The organism is Collinsella sp. TF11-5AC, from assembly GCF_003436775.1.
Classification (GTDB): Bacteria; Actinomycetota; Coriobacteriia; order Coriobacteriales; family Coriobacteriaceae; genus Collinsella.
Genome location: NZ_QSQO01000002.1, coordinates 156,530 through 173,234 on the forward strand (window position 1 = coordinate 156,530; position 16,705 = coordinate 173,234).

General features: G+C 59.7%; 16 protein-coding genes. 12 read left to right on the plus strand and 4 right to left on the minus strand.

Going from position 1 to position 16,705, the window contains the following annotated elements; all coding sequences use genetic code 11:
• Positions 1 to 69 precede the first annotated feature (69 nt).
• From DXD16_RS01975 to yihA, 5 genes are all read left to right on the plus strand, one after another.
• Complete coding sequence (locus DXD16_RS01975) at positions 70 to 924, plus strand: DegV family protein (RefSeq protein WP_233502578.1); 855 nt, start codon at positions 70 to 72, stop codon at positions 922 to 924.
• A 186-nt stretch (positions 925 to 1,110) separates the two neighbouring features.
• Positions 1,111 to 1,929: a pyruvate formate-lyase-activating protein gene (gene pflA / locus DXD16_RS01980; RefSeq protein ID WP_117654955.1), complete on the plus strand. Its 819-nt coding sequence runs from the start codon at positions 1,111 to 1,113 to the stop codon at positions 1,927 to 1,929.
• Between the two features lie 50 nt (positions 1,930 to 1,979).
• Positions 1,980 to 2,201: a hypothetical protein gene (locus DXD16_RS01985; protein WP_117648281.1), complete on the plus strand. Its 222-nt coding sequence runs from the start codon at positions 1,980 to 1,982 to the stop codon at positions 2,199 to 2,201.
• A 78-nt stretch (positions 2,202 to 2,279) separates the two neighbouring features.
• The gene (mtnN, locus tag DXD16_RS01990) at positions 2,280 to 3,020 is read left to right on the plus strand and encodes a 5'-methylthioadenosine/S-adenosylhomocysteine nucleosidase (RefSeq protein WP_117654956.1); all 741 of its coding nucleotides are present in this window, start codon (positions 2,280 to 2,282) and stop codon (positions 3,018 to 3,020) included.
• A gap of 38 nt (positions 3,021 to 3,058) precedes the next feature.
• The gene (yihA, locus tag DXD16_RS01995) at positions 3,059 to 3,649 is read left to right on the plus strand and encodes a ribosome biogenesis GTP-binding protein YihA/YsxC (RefSeq protein ID WP_089572350.1); all 591 of its coding nucleotides are present in this window, start codon (positions 3,059 to 3,061) and stop codon (positions 3,647 to 3,649) included.
• A gap of 258 nt (positions 3,650 to 3,907) precedes the next feature.
• On the opposite strand, the gene thrB is transcribed toward yihA, so the two are convergent.
• Both thrB and thrC read right to left on the minus strand, forming a co-directional pair.
• The gene (gene thrB, locus DXD16_RS02000; RefSeq protein WP_117654957.1) at positions 3,908 to 4,789 is read right to left on the minus strand and encodes a homoserine kinase; all 882 of its coding nucleotides are present in this window, start codon (positions 4,787 to 4,789) and stop codon (positions 3,908 to 3,910) included.
• A 203-nt stretch (positions 4,790 to 4,992) separates the two neighbouring features.
• A complete protein-coding gene (gene thrC, locus DXD16_RS02005) occupies positions 4,993 to 6,510 on the minus strand; it encodes a threonine synthase (protein ID WP_117654958.1) in 1,518 nt (505 codons plus the stop codon).
• Positions 6,511 to 6,613: 103 nt separating this feature from the next.
• Here thrC and DXD16_RS02010 point away from each other — a divergent pair, with 103 nt between their 5' ends.
• The 6 genes from DXD16_RS02010 (at position 6,614) to DXD16_RS02035 (ending at position 13,593) form a co-directional block, all read left to right on the plus strand.
• On the plus strand, positions 6,614 to 8,002 hold the full coding sequence (locus tag DXD16_RS02010) for an aspartate kinase (protein WP_117654959.1): 1,389 nt from the start codon (positions 6,614 to 6,616) through the stop codon (positions 8,000 to 8,002).
• Between the two features lie 174 nt (positions 8,003 to 8,176).
• Positions 8,177 to 9,202 (plus strand): aspartate-semialdehyde dehydrogenase, encoded by a 1,026-nt coding sequence (locus DXD16_RS02015; RefSeq protein WP_117640200.1) that lies wholly within the window; start codon positions 8,177 to 8,179, stop codon positions 9,200 to 9,202.
• A 696-nt stretch (positions 9,203 to 9,898) separates the two neighbouring features.
• Positions 9,899 to 10,477, plus strand: a complete 579-nt coding sequence (locus tag DXD16_RS02020) for a methylated-DNA--[protein]-cysteine S-methyltransferase (protein WP_231501615.1) — start codon at positions 9,899 to 9,901, stop codon at positions 10,475 to 10,477.
• 228 nt (positions 10,478 to 10,705) lie between these two features.
• Positions 10,706 to 11,389, plus strand: coding sequence for a response regulator transcription factor (locus DXD16_RS02025; protein WP_117648274.1), 684 nt, complete (start codon positions 10,706 to 10,708; stop codon positions 11,387 to 11,389).
• Positions 11,390 to 11,391: 2 nt separating this feature from the next.
• Positions 11,392 to 12,753, plus strand: coding sequence for a sensor histidine kinase KdpD (locus tag DXD16_RS02030; RefSeq protein WP_117654961.1), 1,362 nt, complete (start codon positions 11,392 to 11,394; stop codon positions 12,751 to 12,753).
• 165 nt (positions 12,754 to 12,918) lie between these two features.
• Positions 12,919 to 13,593 carry a TIGR00266 family protein gene (locus tag DXD16_RS02035; protein WP_117654962.1) on the plus strand — a complete coding sequence of 225 codons (675 nt, stop codon included), beginning with the start codon at positions 12,919 to 12,921 and terminating at the stop codon, positions 13,591 to 13,593.
• A gap of 69 nt (positions 13,594 to 13,662) precedes the next feature.
• Here the strand turns inward: DXD16_RS02035 and DXD16_RS02040 are convergent, their stop codons facing one another.
• Both DXD16_RS02040 and DXD16_RS02045 read right to left on the minus strand, forming a co-directional pair.
• Positions 13,663 to 14,907, minus strand: a complete 1,245-nt coding sequence (locus DXD16_RS02040) for a chloride channel protein (RefSeq protein WP_117654963.1) — start codon at positions 14,905 to 14,907, stop codon at positions 13,663 to 13,665.
• A gap of 185 nt (positions 14,908 to 15,092) precedes the next feature.
• Positions 15,093 to 15,731, minus strand: coding sequence for a GyrI-like domain-containing protein (locus DXD16_RS02045; RefSeq protein ID WP_117654964.1), 639 nt, complete (start codon positions 15,729 to 15,731; stop codon positions 15,093 to 15,095).
• 271 nt (positions 15,732 to 16,002) lie between these two features.
• On the opposite strand from DXD16_RS02045, the gene DXD16_RS02050 reads away from it, so the two are divergent.
• Positions 16,003 to 16,704, plus strand: coding sequence for an ABC transporter ATP-binding protein (locus DXD16_RS02050; RefSeq protein ID WP_117629924.1), 702 nt, complete (start codon positions 16,003 to 16,005; stop codon positions 16,702 to 16,704).
• Position 16,705 lies beyond the last annotated feature (1 nt).

The following is a 16,705-nucleotide window of genomic DNA, read 5'->3' on the forward strand; positions in this document are numbered from 1 at the left end:
CGTTGTGCAACAGTGCGGCGGCGCGTGCCATGTATTGAAAAGCCAATGTCGAGATGGGTCGTGATAATAATGGGCAAGTACGTAATCGTGGTTGAGTCTGGGTCGGATGTGACGCCGGAGCTCTGCGAGCGCTACGGCATCGTGCGCGTGCCCATGCACGTCACAGTTGGTGACGAGACCGTTGAAGATGGTTCAATCGATCCGCTCGAGATTTACTCGCGCTGCAACGAGCTCGGTGTTATGCCTAAGACGAGTGGCTGCGCGCCTGCGGATTTTGCTCACGTGTATGACCGTATCCATGCCGAGCAGCCCGACGCGACTATTCTGCATCTCGCGTATTCCGAGGCCACGACCTGCTCACATCAGTCCTCCAAGATTGCGGCTAAGGGCCGCGACTACGTATTCTCCATGGATACGCGTTTTGTCTCGGTGGGCCAGTCGCTCGTTGCCGTCGAGACCGCCAAATATATCGAGGCTCACCCCGATGCCACCGTCGACGAGATCTTTGCATTTACGAACTCCGTCATGGACCGCGTGCTGCTGGGCTTTGTTCCCACCGATCTGGCCTTTCTTAAGGCGGGCGGTCGTCTGTCCAACGTGGCATTCCTTGGCGCCCACCTGCTCAAGATTAAGCCCTGCATTGAGGTAACGGGCGGTAAGTTCGTGGCAACCAAGAAGTTCCGCGGCTCTATGCTCAAGTGCGCCCGCGCCTTTATCGACCACATGGTTGCGAAGGGCGAGATTGACTACTCGCACATTGGCCTGGCGTATTCGGTAGGCCTTTCCGAGGAGCTGCGCGACGACATGGAAGTCTATGCGCACGACCTGGGCTTTAAGGACGTTACCTGGACTCAGGTCGGCGGCGTCATCTCGAGCCATTGCGGCCCGACCGCCTTTGGCGCGGTGCTCACGCTCAAGGCGTAACGCCTGGCGTCTATCGATTTCTATTGCCTCGGCGGCGGGCGGGTTGCGACAACCTTCCTGCCGCTTTTGCATGGGGCCAAATAGGACAATCCAATTGACCGCTAAACCGTTTCGCCATCAAGCATATAGGCTAGAATGACTCTGGCATTTATGTAGCTAAAACCAATGAGAGGCAAGGTAGCGGGAATGGCTGAGATGACGCTCGAGGGTGTGGACGCTCGTCCTGAGGACTCCGCGTTTGCCCTGGGCCGCGTGCATTCGATTGAGACGATGGGAACGGTCGATGGACCCGGCATCCGCTTTGTGGTGTTTGTTCAGGGCTGCCCCATGCGCTGTGCGTATTGCCACAACCCCGATACCTGGTCGGTTAACGGCGGCACCATGGTGACCGTCGAGCACCTGATGGACGAGTTCCAGAGCAACCATGAGTTTTACCGCAGCGGTGGTATTACAGTGTCCGGCGGTGAGCCGCTCCTGCAGCCCGAGTTTTTGGCCGACCTATTCCGCGCCATGCACAACAACCCCGATGGTCGCGTGCATACCTGCCTTGACAGCTGCGGATATGCGTTTGACCCCAACCACCCCGAGAAGTTCGATGCTGTGCTCAACGAGACCGATATGGTGCTGCTCGACATTAAGCACGCCGATCCCGTCGAGCATAAGAAGCTGACCGGTTGCGATCCCGCACGCATTCTGGCGTTTGGTGATGAGCTCGCGCGTCGCAAGATCAAGGTCGTTATCCGTCACGTGGTGGTGCCGGGCATTACCGACACGGTGGAGGAGTGCGAGGCGCTCGGTCGTCTGATCGCCCCGTGGCATAACGTGGTCGGCCTGGAGATGCTGCCGTATCACACGATGGGCATCGTCAAGTATGAGCAGCTGGGGATTCCCTATAAGCTTGAGGGCGTGCCTCAGATGGATACCGCGCGCATGCCCGAGCTGCGCAACGCAGTCATGACGGGCATGAAAAAGCGCCGTGCGGAACTCAAAAACGCCATCGGCTAGCGAGCCATTTTCGCTCCCCAAGGGCACTCATTGGGGACAGACATAAATGAGTGCGCGATGGCATTGCGGACGACCAAGCTTTGGTGCGCAACAAGGCCGGCTGGATCAGCGAGGCAGGTTGCAATGCGACGTGCGATGCTGGCCTCATTGATGTTGACGGCGACACCTACATTATGAGCATCATGACATCGATGCCATGGAGCGACCATTCGAGTGAGGTTGTGACTGCCATCGCCAAGGCGCTCTATGATACCCGCGCTACGCTGGCTTAGCGTGTTCGTTTGGCGAGGTCAAACAAAATGCTGGTACCATACCGTGGTTGAGTATTTCGTATAGGTTTGGGGAATGGCATGGCTACCATCGCGATTATCGGTGCGCTCGAAAAAGAGATCATGCAGATTAAGGAAGAGTTGAGTAACGTTTGCATGGTACAGGAGGCGGGCTTGAACGTTGTGGCCGGCGGGCTCGACGGACTGACAGTTGTCGCCACAACGGCGGGCATGGGTACCGTGAACGCTGCCGCCGCAACACAGCACCTCATTAGCAAGTATGCTCCGCAGGCTGTTGTGTTTTCGGGCATTGCAGGCGGTTTGAACCCCAAGCTCCATATCGACGACGTAGTCATTGGCAAACGCCTGCGCTATCTGGATACCGATACCGCGCTTATCGCCGAGTCTGCACCGGGGCTCGAGGAGTTTGGCTCGACGCCTGCGCTGGTCGATATTGCTGCCGATGTGCTTGCTGAGCGTGGCTTTGTCAATGCTTCGACAAATGCAGCCGCTTCGAACGAGGGCACCAAGCAGTTCCTGGTCGGCACGATTGCCACGGGCAACCGTTTTGTGACGGGTGCCGCCATGCGCAACGACGCTATCGAGGCGACGCATGCCGATTGTGTTGGCATGGAGGGCGCGGCGATTGCCCATGTCGCAACTAAAAATGGTGTCGATTGCCTGGTGTTGCGCGCTATCAGCGATAATTGTGACGAGGCGTACGATGCGATTTGCGACCGTGAGTTCGACCTGTTCGAGTATGCCCGTACCGCGAGTGGCATTACGCTCGATATCGTCCGCCGCATTGCCGCTGCGCAATAGCGCGTCTATTTGTAAGAACCTACGACCAAGGAGTGTCCATGGCCGATTCCATTAACTACCAGCTTGCCAAGTTCGTCGCCAGCTACGGCAAGGTTTCGCAGATTCCCGAGTCCACCTGCCCCGAGGTGAGCTTTGTCGGCCGCTCCAACGTGGGCAAGTCGTCGATTATGAACAAGCTCTTTGGCCGCAAGAACCTGGTCAAGGTTTCCAGCACGCCGGGCAAGACGAGCAACATCAACTTCTTTGAGGCCGACGACGTGCATTTCGTGGACCTGCCGGGTTACGGTTTCGCCCGTCGCTCCAAGGCCGAGCGCGACCGTTGGGCCGAGCTCATCGGCGACTTCTTCGACTCCGAGCGCAGCTTTAACTTGGTCGTCTCGCTGGTGGACATTCGTCACGACCCCAGCAAGCTCGACCACGACATGATTGACTACCTACAGGGCAACGAGTTCAACTTTATCGTCTGCCTCACCAAAGCCGACAAGCTCAGCCGCACCCAGCAGGCCCGCCAGGCAGCAGCCATCAAAAAGCAGCTCAACGTCCCGGCCGAGAATGTAATCATCACGAGCTCCCAGACCGGTGTGGGCATCGACGAGCTCAAGCGCCGCATTGCCGAGGCGTGCCTCTAATAAGTGCTTCAGTCTAGCAAGAGCCCCTACCAATAAAAAGCCAAACTATCAGCCCGGCGCCCCTTCAAAGCGTGGGTCCCTGTAGACATCCTCAGCAAGGTAGGCGCAGGGACGGTCGGGATGTTCCCTCAAAATCATTCCGCAGCGCGAAGGCCCCTTGTCCGTCGCTCCGTAGGAGCAGGACAAGGGGCCTTCATGCGCGAGGACGATTTTGAGGGAACATCCCGACCGTCCCGGACAGGTATATGAGGAGGATGTCTACAGGTACTCGATTTGAGCGCCTTCCGTGTCGCACGTCAGAATATGCGTGTCACATTTGGGGAACTGCTCACGCAGCTTGACCTGCAGGAACTTGGCTACGATAGTGTCATCGGTTACAGCCATGAGGGTCGAGCCCGAACCGCTGATCCAGATGGTCTTGGCGCCGCCATTAAGGCAGGTGTCGCGCACAGCGTTGTAATCGGGAATCAGGCGGCGGCGATAGGGCTCCTGGATGCGGTCGTCGTTGGCGGCGGCAATCAGGTCAAGGTCGCCGGTCTCCAGGCCGCGCGTCATGCCGGCGATGCGGCCCATTTGCCATACGGCGGTGGAGAGTGGAATCTCCTGCGGCACAACCTTGCGCGCCTCGCTCGTATGCACCTCGTAGGGCGGAATCACGGTAATAAAACGCAAGCGATCGCTCACCTCGTAGCGCAGGCACTGGGGGAGCGAATCAGTCGGCGTAAAGGAGCAAACGGCACCGCCCAGGATGGCAGGGGCGACGTTATCGGGATGGCCCTCGACCTCGGTGGCAATGCGGACGAGCTCGGCACGGTCGACGGTGTGGCCCGTCAGCGCGGCGGCCGCCATGATGCCAGCGACGACGCAGGTGGAGCTGGAACCCAGGCCGCGAGCGACGGGCACGTCGGTCTGGATGTCGATGGCAACGGGGAAGGCCTGCTCGCCCCAGGCGGCCAGAGCATCGACAAAGCTCACATAGACCAGGTTGTTCTCGTTTTGGAACTGCTCGGGGCAGCCCGTGATGGTGAGCTTGTCGGTACGCTCGAAGGTGAAGTGCGAGTAGAGGCTGACGGCCATGCCGAGGGTGTCGTAGCCGATGCCTAGGTTGGCGCTGGTTGCTGGGACGGTGATTTTGATCATGTGGGTCCTCCTGGGCGGGTCTGGCCGTTTAGTTCGCTGCTCGGGCAGTCCTGGCTCGCTCGGAAAGCACATTAAGTGCTTTCCGGCTCGTGCGGAACTCGCGACGAACTAAACAGGCAGACCCGCATGTCAGTTCGTCATCATCCCAAGGGTTATCTGATGAAAGAAGGTGCGCCGGCTTTCGCCGGCGCTTAATAAGGGGTTTAGTTAGTAGCCATCTTTTTTGCTGCAGACTCGACGTAGCTTGCCATCTCATCGACGTCGCAGACGTCTTCGAAGCGGACGGGTTTGGATTCGAGTTCGGCGAGCTGAGTCGGGGCGACCGTATTGGTGGCTTGCTCGAGCACACGCATGGCCTCAAAGTCGTCCTCGGGAACGTCGAGCCCCAGGGCGTCGCAGCAGGCGCGCGGGAACTTGTAGGGGCTGGCGGTCGAAAGCAGCACGCGGGCCTTGGCGCCCTCGACGGGAGTGACCTTTTCAAAGACGTGATAGCCGCAAGCGGTGTGCGGGTCGATCATATAGCCGTTTGCATCCCAACAGCTCTTGATGGCGGCGCGAACCTCGTTCTCGCTGGCCCAGCCGCAGCCAAAGACGCCCTGAATCTTGGCCAGCAGCTCGGCGGGCACCTCGTAGCGGCCGGTCTGGGCAAGCTGCTCCATAAGGCCGGCAACGAGCTCGCAGTCGCCGTCGGACAGGAAGTACAGCATGCGCTCCAGGTTGGAGCTGATGAGGATGTCCATCGACGGCGAGATGGTCGTGAAGAACGGACGGTTGCGGTCGTAGACGCCGGTGGTCAGGAAATCGGCAAGCACATTGTTCTTGTCGCTTGCGACGACGAGCTTGGCGACGGGCAGACCCATGCGCTTGGCATAGTAGCCGGCGAGGATATCGCCGAAGTTGCCGGTCGGTACGCAGAACTCCACGGCGTCGCCGGCCTCCAGGCGTCCGGCGCGCAGCAGCTGCGCATAGGCGGCAAAGTAGTAGACGACCTGCGGCACCAGACGACCGACGTTGATGGAGTTGGCGCTCGAAAGTACCGTGCCGGCGGCCTCCAGGCGCTCGGCAAGCTCCTTATCGGCAAAGATGCGCTTGACGGCACTCTGGGCATCGTCGAAGTTGCCGCGGATGCCGCAGACGGCGACGTTATCGCCCTCCTGCGTGGACATCTGCAGATTCTGCACGCGGCTGACTTTGCCTTCGGGATAAAAGACGGTGATGCCCGTGCCCGGAGCATCGGCAAAGCCGGCGAGTGCAGCCTTGCCGGTGTCGCCCGACGTGGCGGTGACGATCATGATGCGCTCGGCGCCGCCGTCCTTGGCGGAGGTGCGGGCCATGAGGCGGGGGAGCATTTGCAGGGCGACGTCCTTGAAGGCGCTCGTGGGGCCGCCAAAGAGCTCCATTACATAGGTTTGAGGGGCGTCGGCGCCCGGTGCGGCGTCGAGTTTGACGAGCGGCGTGACCTCTTCGCTTGCAAACGTGCCGCGGTATGCCTCATTCACACAGGCCGAAATTTCTTCGGGCGTGTAATCATTCAGTAACATTCCCAACACATCTTGAGCGATTTCAAAGTACGATTTATCGGCAAGTGTGCTGATATCGAGCTGCTGGGTGCCAAGCTCGTCCGAGACGAACAAACCCCCGTCGGGAGCGATGCCGGTGCGGATTGCCACCTTACTTGAGCACGATAAAGTGCGTCCTCGTGTACTATGATAAGTTCCCATATAACACTGCTCCTCGGATGCCTTGGTCCCAATCGGTGAACCCATGGTATCAGAGCGCGCAAAACAGGTTTGCAGAGGCTTTTAGAAAGGTAACCTCCACGCCATGATAAAGATTGCCAAGTTTGGCGGCTCGTCGGTCGCCGACGCCGAACACTTCAAGAAGATCAAGGCCATTGTCGATGCCGACCCGGCCCGCCGTTTTGTGGTGGTTTCCGCCTGCGGTCGCCGCTTTAAGGGTGACACCAAGGTGACTGACCTGCTCTATCTGGTTAACGCACACGTTAAGTATCACGTGTCGTGCGAGGAACTGCTCGAGGACATCGGCCAGCGCTATTTTGATATCGCTGACGAGCTGGAGCTCACCTATCCCATCCGCGAGGAGTTTGCGGCCTTTGCCGAGCGCGCCCGCTCGGGCGGCTACTCCACCGAGGAGCTCGTGAGCCGCGGCGAGTACTTTACCGCCCGCCTGATGGCCGAGTACCTGGGCCTGCCGTTCCTGGACGCCGCGACGGTCGTGGCGTTCCATCACGACGGTACGCTCAGCATGAACCGCACTTCCGAGCTGGTGCAGGAGTATGGCCAGCAGGGCGGCTTTGTCATGCCCGGTTTCTACGGCGCGACGCGCGAGGGGCAGATCAAGCTGCTCGACCGCGGCGGTGGCGATATCTCGGGCTCGATCCTGGCCAAGTGCCTGGGTGCCGACCTGTACGAGAACTGGACTGACGTCTCGGGCTTCTATTCTGCCGATCCGCGTATTGTTCCCGAGGCTCAGCCCATCGCGCGCGTTACCTACGAGGAGCTGCGCGAGCTTTCGTACATGGGCGCGAGCGTTCTGCACGAGGAGGCCGTGTTCCCCGTGCGCGAGGCGGGCATTCCGCTGGTCATCAAGAACACCAACGCCCCGCGGGATCCCGGCACCATCATTAGCGAGACCGCAGACGAGGGCGAGGCGGAGCCCATCATTACCGGCGTGACCGGCAAGCGCGGCTTTGTCGCCATCAACGTGGCCCGCGACCGTACCAAGCCCCGCGTCGGCTTTATGCGCCGCGCGCTTTCGGTTTTCGAGCGCTATGACGTTTCCGTTGAGCATATGCCCACCGGCGTCGATCGCTTTGGCGCCGTGGTGCAGGAGCAGGATGTGCGCGATTCGCTGTACTCGCTCGTGGGCGACATTCAGCAGGAGGTCGAGCCGCTCGAGATCGAGGTTGTTGAGGGCCTGGCGCTCATCGCGACCGTCGGCCGCAACCTGCGCGGCCGCGCCGGTATTTCCGGCCACCTGTTTGGTATGCTCGGCCAGGCCGGCGTGAGCGTGCGCATGATTTCGCAGAGCTGCGACGAGATCAACATCATTATCGGCGTCGAGGAGAAGGACTTCGACCTGGCGATTCGGACCATTTACCGCGCCTTCTCCGACGAGAACGGCATTGTAAAGGTCTCCGACCTGGAGGCTTCCGCGCCGGTCGATCCCGCCCTGGCCGCCTTCCGCAAGTAACGACCATCCCGGTAGATTTTTGGGACATGCCTAAAAATCTACCGTAGGGCGTTTCGTTTCGGTTTCGTTTCGACGGGGCGGGTTTCATGCCCGTCCCGTTTTTGTATAAACTGGGCAAGAAAAACCAGCCTGCTCGGCGTGCGGGCAAAAGCCACAACCTTTAAAGGGGGAAGCATGAAACAGTACACGGTTGCTATTTTGGGCGCGACGGGAGCCGTGGGCACCCAGATGCTCGAGTGCCTCAACGAGCAGGAGTTTCCGGTTGGCAAGCTCAAGCTGCTAGCGAGCGCGCGCTCTGCGGGCAAGACCGTTGAGTTCCGCGGCGAGCAGATCGTGATTGAGGAAGCTTGCCCCGAGGCCTTTGAGGGCTGCGACATCGTGCTCGGCGCCGCCGGCGACGATATTGCGAAGGAGCTACTGCCCGAGGCCGTCAAGCGCGGCGCCGTCGTGGTCGACAACAGCCACGCCTTCCGCATGGATCCCGAGGTGCCGCTGGTTGTGCCTGAGATCAATGCCGACGACATCAAGTGGCATCACGGCCTTATCGCCAATCCCAACTGCGCGACCATCATCGGCCTGGTTCCTACGTGGCCGCTGCATCAGCTCGCCGGCGTGAAGCGCATGATCGTCTCGACGTATCAGGCGGCTTCGGGTGCCGGCGCTCCCGGTATGGCCGAGCTCGAGGCTCAGCTGGCCGCCCTGGGTCGCGGCGAGGAGATTCCCGAGCCGCGTGCATTTGCCGCCCAGCTGGCGAGCAACCTGATTCCGCAGATTGGCGGCGTCAAGGAGGAGGGCTTTACCTCCGAGGAGATGAAGCTGCAAAACGAGGGTCGCAAGATTATGCATCTGCCCGAGCTGCGCGTGAACTGCACCTGCGTGCGCGTGCCCGTGCTGCGCTCGCACTCCGAGAGCATTACGCTTGAGTTTGAGCGCGACATTACGGTTGAGGAGGCCCGTGCTGCGCTGGCTGCCGCTCCCGGCGTCAAGCTGGTTGACGACATGAGCGCCGAGGATGCACACGACCGCTTCCCCATGCCGATGGATACGTCCGACCAGGACCTGATTTGGGTCGGCCGCGTGCGTCGCGACATCTCGAACCCCGAGGCCGCGCGCGGTATCACCTTCTGGTGCTGCGGCGACCAAATCCGTAAGGGCGCGGCAACCAACGCCGTCCAGATCGCTAAGCTGCTCTGCGAGTAGTTTGACCTGTCCGGCGGGGGCCGGGCTTGGTTTTCAGAACGTCCTCGACCATGTGTGGCGCCTTGTCCTGCTCCTTCGGAGCCGCGGACAAGGCGCCACACTGGTCTGCGGAATGTTCTGAAAACCAAGCCCGGCCCCCGCCTGCGGTGACGCTGTTGCGAGCGCTCTGCGATGGGGACGTTGTTGGTTGGGGCCGCTGGGCTGATGTGGGGGCGCGTGGTTGTTGCGGGCTCTGGTCCCGGCGGCGGCCTCGGCGCTTCGCGCCTGCCGCCTGGGTCTACTGCGGGGCCGTGGCGGCAGCGGCGGCGCTTCGCGCCTGCTGCCTGGGGTGACTTTGGGCTTGGTGCGAATTGAGGTCTAATACTTTTCCCGTGAAGTGAACGACCTTATTTGGACCCCCGAAGCATTGGCATATTTTGACCGCTATTTCCTGCGGTTTTGCAGCGCGAATCCTGCGGTTTTTTGGTCTAAAGGTGTGGATGCTCCGGGGCTTCGTTTTTACTCGTTCACTTCTCGGGAAAGTATTAGAGCTCAGCTGGCGGGGGTACCGCCCTGGCGTCGAAGCCCCGCGTCTTCTTCGCTTGATTGGGAAAAACAGCCTCGCTGAAGTAATTGCGAGCCCGCCCGGACGTATCTGCGGGGGTTGTCTGCACAGTTCGCGGTATTATGTTTGCTGAGTTTTGAAAGGAGCCGCTGGTGGTCACGACGACATTTGCCTCGCCTTTGGGCGAAATCCTGCTTGCCGCTGATGGCCGCGGTTTGACGGGGCTTTGGTTTGAGGGGCAGGAGCACTTTGGCTCTACGCTGCTCAAAGAGGATGCGGAGTATGTCGTAGGTACCGATGCGGTTTCTGGTACCGGTGGGATGTCTTCGGTGAGTCCGGCAAATGGTGTGGCCTCTTCGGTGCTTGAGCGTTCATGGGCTTGGCTGAATGCTTATTTTGCGGGGCAGGAGCCTCGGTTTACGCCGCCGTTGCATTTGATTGGCACGGCGTTTCAGCGCGAGGTTTGGTTTGAGCTGCTTTCTATCCCGCGTGGCGAGGTCGCTACGTATGGCGAGATCGCCCAGCGTGTTGCGGCTCGACATCATGTGCCGGGAAACGAGGCACCCGTTGTATCTCCTCGCGCGGTGGGGGCTGCGGTTGCGCGTAACCCCATTTCGATTATCGTGCCATGCCATCGCGTAGTTGCCGCCGATGGTTCGCTCAACGGATATGCCGGCGGGCTCGATCGCAAGGAGTGGCTGCTTCGGCTTGAGGGCGCGTACGAGGAGTAACGCTCGAGCACTTTGCATAACTAGGGCGCCGTGAAAGGACGAGTCACTGTCCCTTCGCGCCCGGCATGCGTCAAAGCGCTCGACACGTGCGCCTTAAGTTTGGCTAAGCCACATCCTGCGTATTTAAAAACGCGCAGGCTGAGCAGCTAAGGCTGCGCTAAGGCGGTTGACGGTACGCTATCATCGGCAGTATCGAAACCTGTGGAGCCATGCGCCAATGGAGCAACTATGAAGCTGATGCTTGCCGAGGACGAACCTGGTCTCTCCCGCGCCCTCACCGCGATTCTTCAACATAGCGACTACGAGGTCGACACCGCCCTCGACGGCTTGACGGCGCTCGAGAATCTACTCACCAACGATTACGACGCCGCAATCCTGGACATCATGATGCCCGGCATGGACGGCATCGAGGTGCTCAAGCGTACACGCGCCGCCGGAAAGCGACTGCCCATCATCATGCTCACGGCAAAAAGCGAGGTGTCCGATAAGGTCGAGGGCCTGGATGCCGGTGCCAACGATTACCTGACCAAGCCGTTTGCCGCCAAGGAACTGCTTGCGCGTATTCGTGCCATGACGCGTGCCGCGACGGCAATTGACGCCACGACGCTCAGCGTGGGTAACGTGCGCCTCGACACGGCGGCTTGCACGCTTGTGGGACCCTTGGGCGAGGAGCACCTGGCCAATCGCGAGTTTCAGCTTATGGAACTCTTTATGCGCAACGCCGGCACGCGCATGCCCACTGAACGTCTGATGCTCGAGGTTTGGGGTGAGGACGCGCCCGAAGGCGCCAACGTGGTGTGGGTCTATATCTCGTACCTGCGCAAAAAGCTGACGGCGCTTGGTGCCAACGTTGCCATTCGCGCGTCGCGTAACCAGGGCTATTCGCTCGAGGTTGTCGAGGAAGGCGAATAAGCGTGAGCGCGAGCGCGTGGTGCAAGCGCATGACGGAGTGGTTTCACGCCGCCTCGAGTAGTAAGGGGCGGGCTAATTCTGTTGACGCATTGGGCCGCCGTCTGCGTCGCAAGTTTATCCTCGTTGCCATGGGCGCCGTGACCGTGGTGCTCACGCTCATCATCGCCGGCATCAACATCGTCAATTATTCGCATGTCTGCAAGATGGCCGACGCTCGCCTGGACTATATTCTGGCGGGCAAGGACGGTATCGATTGGGGGGACGAGTCTAAAGCCGAGCCCGCTAATGGCAAAGATGCCGGCGATAGCCAAGCGGGCGTTCGCATCAGACACTTCGAAGGCATGACGGCGGAGTCTCCCTTCGACACGCGCTACTTTACGGTGACGATTGACGCCGGACAGGTTGCCGATGTCAATACGGCCCGCATTGCCGCGGTTGGTGCCAAGCGCGCCGCCAGTATTGCCGCAAGGCTGCATGCCAAGGGCTGGACCTCGGGCTTCTCTGGCAATTATCGTTATACGACCGACGTCCAGGACGACGAGATCACCTATGTGTTCGTGGACTGCTCGCGCGAGCTTGCAAGCTTTCATTCGTTTTTGAGCGCGAGTGTGGCGATCAGTTGCATTGGCTGGCTGGCGGTGCTGGCAATTGTAACGGTCGCGTCGGGTGCCGTGATTCGACCGATGGTCGAGAGCTACAGCAAGCAAAAGCGATTTATTACCGATGCAAGCCACGAGATCAAGACGCCGCTCGCTGTGATCGATGCCGCCAACGAGGTACAGGAGATTGAGAGCGGCGAGAGTGAGTGGACGCAGAGCATTCACGAGCAGGTGGCGCGACTGACGGCACTTACGGAGCGTCTGGTATTTTTGGCGCGCATGGACGAGGGCTCGGCGGGCTTTACCATGGCGTCGATCGATCTCTCGGAGGCAGTTGACAAGGCAGCCGCGCCGTTTGAATCGGTGGCGGTCTCGCGCGGCAAGCGCCTGTCGATGTCGGTCGCGACCGGCGTGCGCGCTCATGCCGATGCTGCGGCGGTGACGCAGGTGGTTGAGTTGCTGCTGGACAATGCCACGCGCTATGCGAGCGAGGGCAGCGTGATTGAGTTGAGTCTGCGCGCCGTTTCGCGCGGTGCGGGCAAAGGCTCGGCAGAGCTTGTCGTATCGAACGCTGTAGACGAGCTGCCCGAAGGCGACCTGGACCGATTGTTCGACCGCTTCTATCGTGCGGACGTGTCGCGCAGCTCCAAGACAGGCGGCTCGGGTGTGGGCCTATCCGTGGTGCGTGCCATCGCCGAAGCCCATGGCGGCTCCGCTACCGTATCTGGCCACGACCATCAGATCACCTTCACCGTCCGTCTCTAAAACCTGCAAAAAGGGACAGGTTTGTTTTGGCAGGTTTTATCTGTGCAGATGGCAGCGGAGGCTGGCGGTGATCGGCGCCATGAACGCCACCGACCCAAATAAACGCACCTCTAACTGCTAAAATATGGACATCGTTGTTCGGCTCCCGAAGGAAAGGAGACGGTCATGCAGTACGAGATCGGCGGAGGGGCTTTCCCGGTTGTTACGTGCAACCTTAGCGACGGCGAATCCATGATCACCGAAAGCGGTGCCATGGTCTGGATGACCCCCAACATGGAGATGTCCACCTCGGGCGGTGGTATAGGCAAGATGTTCTCTAAGGCTTTTTCGGGTGAGGCGTTGTTCCAAAACATTTGGACCGCGCACGGCGATGGCATGATTGCGTTTGGCTCTTGCTTCCCCGGCCGCATTATACCGATCGAGATTGGCCCTGGTAAGAGCTGGATTTTGCAGAAGCGTTCGTTCCTTGCCGCGGAAAGTGGTGTTGAGCTGAGCATCCACTTTAACAAGAAGGCAAAGACCGGCGTCTTTGGCGGCGAGGGTTTTATCATGCAAAAGCTCACGGGCTCGGGTATTGCCTTTGCCGAGATCGACGGCGACCTAGTTGAGTACGAGCTTGCTGCTGACCAGCAAATGATTGTAGATACCGGCAACGTGGCCGGCTTTGAGGAGACGGTGAGCATCGACGCGCATATGGTCAAGGGCGTCAAAAACATCATGTTTGGCGGTGAAGGCGTGTTCAACACTGTGCTCACCGGTCCGGGGCGCATCTGGCTGCAGACAATGCCCATTTCCAATCTTGCGGCAGCAGTGGCTTCGATGACCAACAACAATAACTAATCGTGTATAGGATGACGCGCGCGGCGGGCCCGGCCTGTCGTGCGCGTTTTTTGGTGGCAAACGCCCTGTTTATCGGGTGCGGCTGTGCTCCTGCAGCGCATAGATCGACTTATCCATGTTGAACAGGTAGGCCACGACGCAGACAATAAAGAACGTCGGCAGACTGCTAAAGCCAAAGACCTCGCAGCCAATAAAGATGGGCGCGAGCAGCGTATTGGTGGCGCTGCCAAAGACGGCGGCGTATCCCAGCGCGGCGCAGAGCTCGACGGGCATGCCGAGAATCCCGGCGAGTACGACACCCAGGCTGGCTCCGATGGAGAACAGCGGCGTCACCTCGCCACCCTGATATCCTGCGGCAAGCGTGGCGATGGTGAGTACGAATTTGAGCGCCCAGTCCCAAGGCATGATCGACGCCTCACCGTTGTCACCCAGTGCCGCGGATATCAGGTTGGTGCCAAGGCCGCAGTATCGCCCCTGCCACAGCGCGAACAGAATCGCCGACAGCGCAAGGCCCATAACGGCAACGCGTATGTAAGGGCTGGGGAGCAGCCGCGCTGCAAGGGTCTTGGCATGGGCAAGGCACCAGGCAAAAGCTCCACCTACCATACCAAACGCGATACCCAACAACGCCAGTCGTCCAAGACCGGGGAGGTCGAGCGCATACGAGGCGGTAACGGCGACCTCAAACTTCTCGAGCCCCAGAGCGCCGGAGGTCATGCTTGCGGCGAGCGAGGCTGTAAGCGCGGGAAACAGCGCGCGGTATTCCATGCGTCCTGCGACCAGTACTTCGATCGCAAAGACCGTGGCGGCGAGGGGCGTTCGGAAGAGTCCGGCAAAGCCGGCGGCCATTCCGATAAGCAAAAACGTGTTGCCGGGTTCTCGGAAAGGTAGACGTCGGCCGATCCAATGCGAGACGGTTGCGCCGATCTGCACGGCTACGCCTTCGCGTCCCGCGCTGCCGCCAAAGAGATGCGTGGCCCACGTGCTCAGCATAATGAGCGGCACCAGACGCGGGGAGATGGCGTCCTCGCGTCCGTGACCTACGTCGAATACTAAGCTCATGCCCCGATCGGTGCCTTTGCCCCAGGTGAGGTAGGCAAATACGATGGCCAAGCCCATGAGGGCGAGGAAGGGAAGGAGCAGTACGATGTGCTCGTCACGGAAGGCGCCGATTGCCAGGAGCACACGACCAAAAAGGGCACTGATGGCGCCAACGATAACGCCGATAGGGATTCCGACGGCGCCCATAAGCACGAGACCGCTATAGGTGTTGACCAGGCGTTTGATTCTGCTCGAAGCGCTGCTTTCTGACATTTTGCTTTTCGACACTTGCTCTCTTGATAGAAAAAGAGCTGGAGTTGCGCATCGTTGAGAGGCTTTCCAGCTTTAGCAAAACAAACTTATAAGATGCGACGGGCCGCGTCAAGATAATTACCGGACGGCCTAGGAGGCGGCTGGTTGGCCGGCTTAAAACCTAGCGCGTGAAATGACGCCCCACGCTATTCAGCGCGCTTGATAGGATGACGAACCACGGTCTTAAGTTTCTCCGGTGCGCATTTGCGTGGATCGGAGAGATAGATTTCGTGATGTAAACGGGTGTCTGAGAAGTCGGGAACATAGCCCAGCTCGGTCGTGTATTCATGCATAGCGTCTACGGTCGCCGGTTCGTTGTCGTAGGGCCCGGTGTGCATGCATTGAACGCAGAGACCCTCGTCAACTTTAAGCAGTTCGACGGCGGAAAAGTCCAGTTTCTTTTTGGTCGTGGCTTCCGCGACTGCCCAGTCAAAGTCATCTCGGGTGACGAAATCGGGCAGGCGGATGCACGAGATAAAGTTGAAATTGTCCTTGCGTACATAATCGATGCCGCCGCTCGGGGACTCTTGCCACCAGAAACCCTCGAGCGGCGGTACCACAAAGTCGAAATAGCCCTCGATACTCCTTGAGCCTTTCTTCGACATCTTGACGGTATAGGCGATGCCGTAAAGTAGCGGCAGGGCGTTTTGATACTCGCCACCTTCGGTATTTGGGTCGCCCTTTCCGCGAACGGCAACGTAGCTCATAGGCGGGACTGTTACGATGCTCGGCTTGCTTGCAGGTTTGTAGAGCTCCTTGCATTCCTTCTTAAAGTCGAACGCCATGTTGGCCGCCTTTCTGCGTATTGGCCTGCTTAGATAGTTGAATCATATCATAGAAACGAACAGCTGTTCGAATTATTTGGCTGACAGATTGAGATGCGTGCGTTGTGTTTGGCGGTCGGCCTGACCCCGTCGATGATTTCTCGGCCTCCCCGGCGCCTCATCTATAGCTGCCGTTTCCCCATATAAAACATGCCAAAATAAACCTGTCCCTTTTTGGTCGGTGCGAAATGGGTAATACTAAAGAGTTATCCGACCAGATGGGAATTAATCGATGGCCTATATCGAATTCAAAGACGTCATCAAGGCATACGGCGAGGGCGACGCCCGCATCCACGCGCTCGACGGCGCGAGCTTTACGGTCGAGCGCGGCGAGCTCGCCATCATTCTGGGTGCTTCGGGCGCCGGCAAGACCACGGCCCTCAACATTCTGGGCGGCATGGACACGGCAACTTCTGGCACCGTGACGGTGGACGGGCGTGACGTGAGCTCTGCCAACGAGGCTCAGCTTGTGGAATACCGTCGCGCTGACGTCGGCTTTGTCTTTCAGTTCTACAATCTGGTCCCTAACCTGACGGCGCTTGAGAACGTCGAACTCGCGGCGCAGATCTGCCCCGATTCGCTCGATGCCGAGCAAACGCTTCGCCAGGTTGGCCTGGGCGACCGCCTCGCTAACTTTCCGGCGCAGCTTTCGGGCGGCGAGCAGCAGCGCGTATCCATCGCCCGCGCGCTGGCTAAGAACCCCAAGCTGCTTTTGTGCGACGAGCCTACGGGTGCACTCGACTACAAAACCGGCAAGCAGATCTTGCAGCTGCTACAGGACACTTGCCGCAAGCAAGGCATTACGGTCATCATCATCACCCACAACTCTGCGCTGGCGCCCATGGCCGATCGCCTGATCCGCTTTAAGAGCGGCCGCGTGGAGAGCGAGACGATCCAGCAAAATCCTGTGCCTATCGAGACGATCGAGTGGTAGC

Bases quoted from the DNA above. Each gene is read 5' to 3' on its own strand.
- DXD16_RS01975 (WP_233502578.1), top strand. From the start codon at position 70: ATGGGCAAGTACGTAATCGTGGTTGAGTCTGGGTCGGATGTGACGCCG.
- thrB (WP_117654957.1), bottom strand. From the start codon at position 4,789: ATGATCAAAATCACCGTCCCAGCAACCAGCGCCAACCTAGGCATCGGC.
- pflA (WP_117654955.1), top strand. From the start codon at position 1,111: ATGGCTGAGATGACGCTCGAGGGTGTGGACGCTCGTCCTGAGGACTCC.
- DXD16_RS02035 (WP_117654962.1), top strand. From the start codon at position 12,919: ATGCAGTACGAGATCGGCGGAGGGGCTTTCCCGGTTGTTACGTGCAAC.
- DXD16_RS02010 (WP_117654959.1), top strand. From the start codon at position 6,614: ATGATAAAGATTGCCAAGTTTGGCGGCTCGTCGGTCGCCGACGCCGAA.
- DXD16_RS02045 (WP_117654964.1), bottom strand. From the start codon at position 15,731: ATGGCGTTCGACTTTAAGAAGGAATGCAAGGAGCTCTACAAACCTGCA.
- thrC (WP_117654958.1), bottom strand. From the start codon at position 6,510: ATGGGAACTTATCATAGTACACGAGGACGCACTTTATCGTGCTCAAGT.
- mtnN (WP_117654956.1), top strand. From the start codon at position 2,280: ATGGCTACCATCGCGATTATCGGTGCGCTCGAAAAAGAGATCATGCAG.
- yihA (WP_089572350.1), top strand. From the start codon at position 3,059: ATGGCCGATTCCATTAACTACCAGCTTGCCAAGTTCGTCGCCAGCTAC.
- DXD16_RS02015 (WP_117640200.1), top strand. From the start codon at position 8,177: ATGAAACAGTACACGGTTGCTATTTTGGGCGCGACGGGAGCCGTGGGC.
- DXD16_RS02025 (WP_117648274.1), top strand. From the start codon at position 10,706: ATGAAGCTGATGCTTGCCGAGGACGAACCTGGTCTCTCCCGCGCCCTC.
- DXD16_RS02050 (WP_117629924.1), top strand. From the start codon at position 16,003: ATGGCCTATATCGAATTCAAAGACGTCATCAAGGCATACGGCGAGGGC.
- DXD16_RS02040 (WP_117654963.1), bottom strand. From the start codon at position 14,907: ATGTCAGAAAGCAGCGCTTCGAGCAGAATCAAACGCCTGGTCAACACC.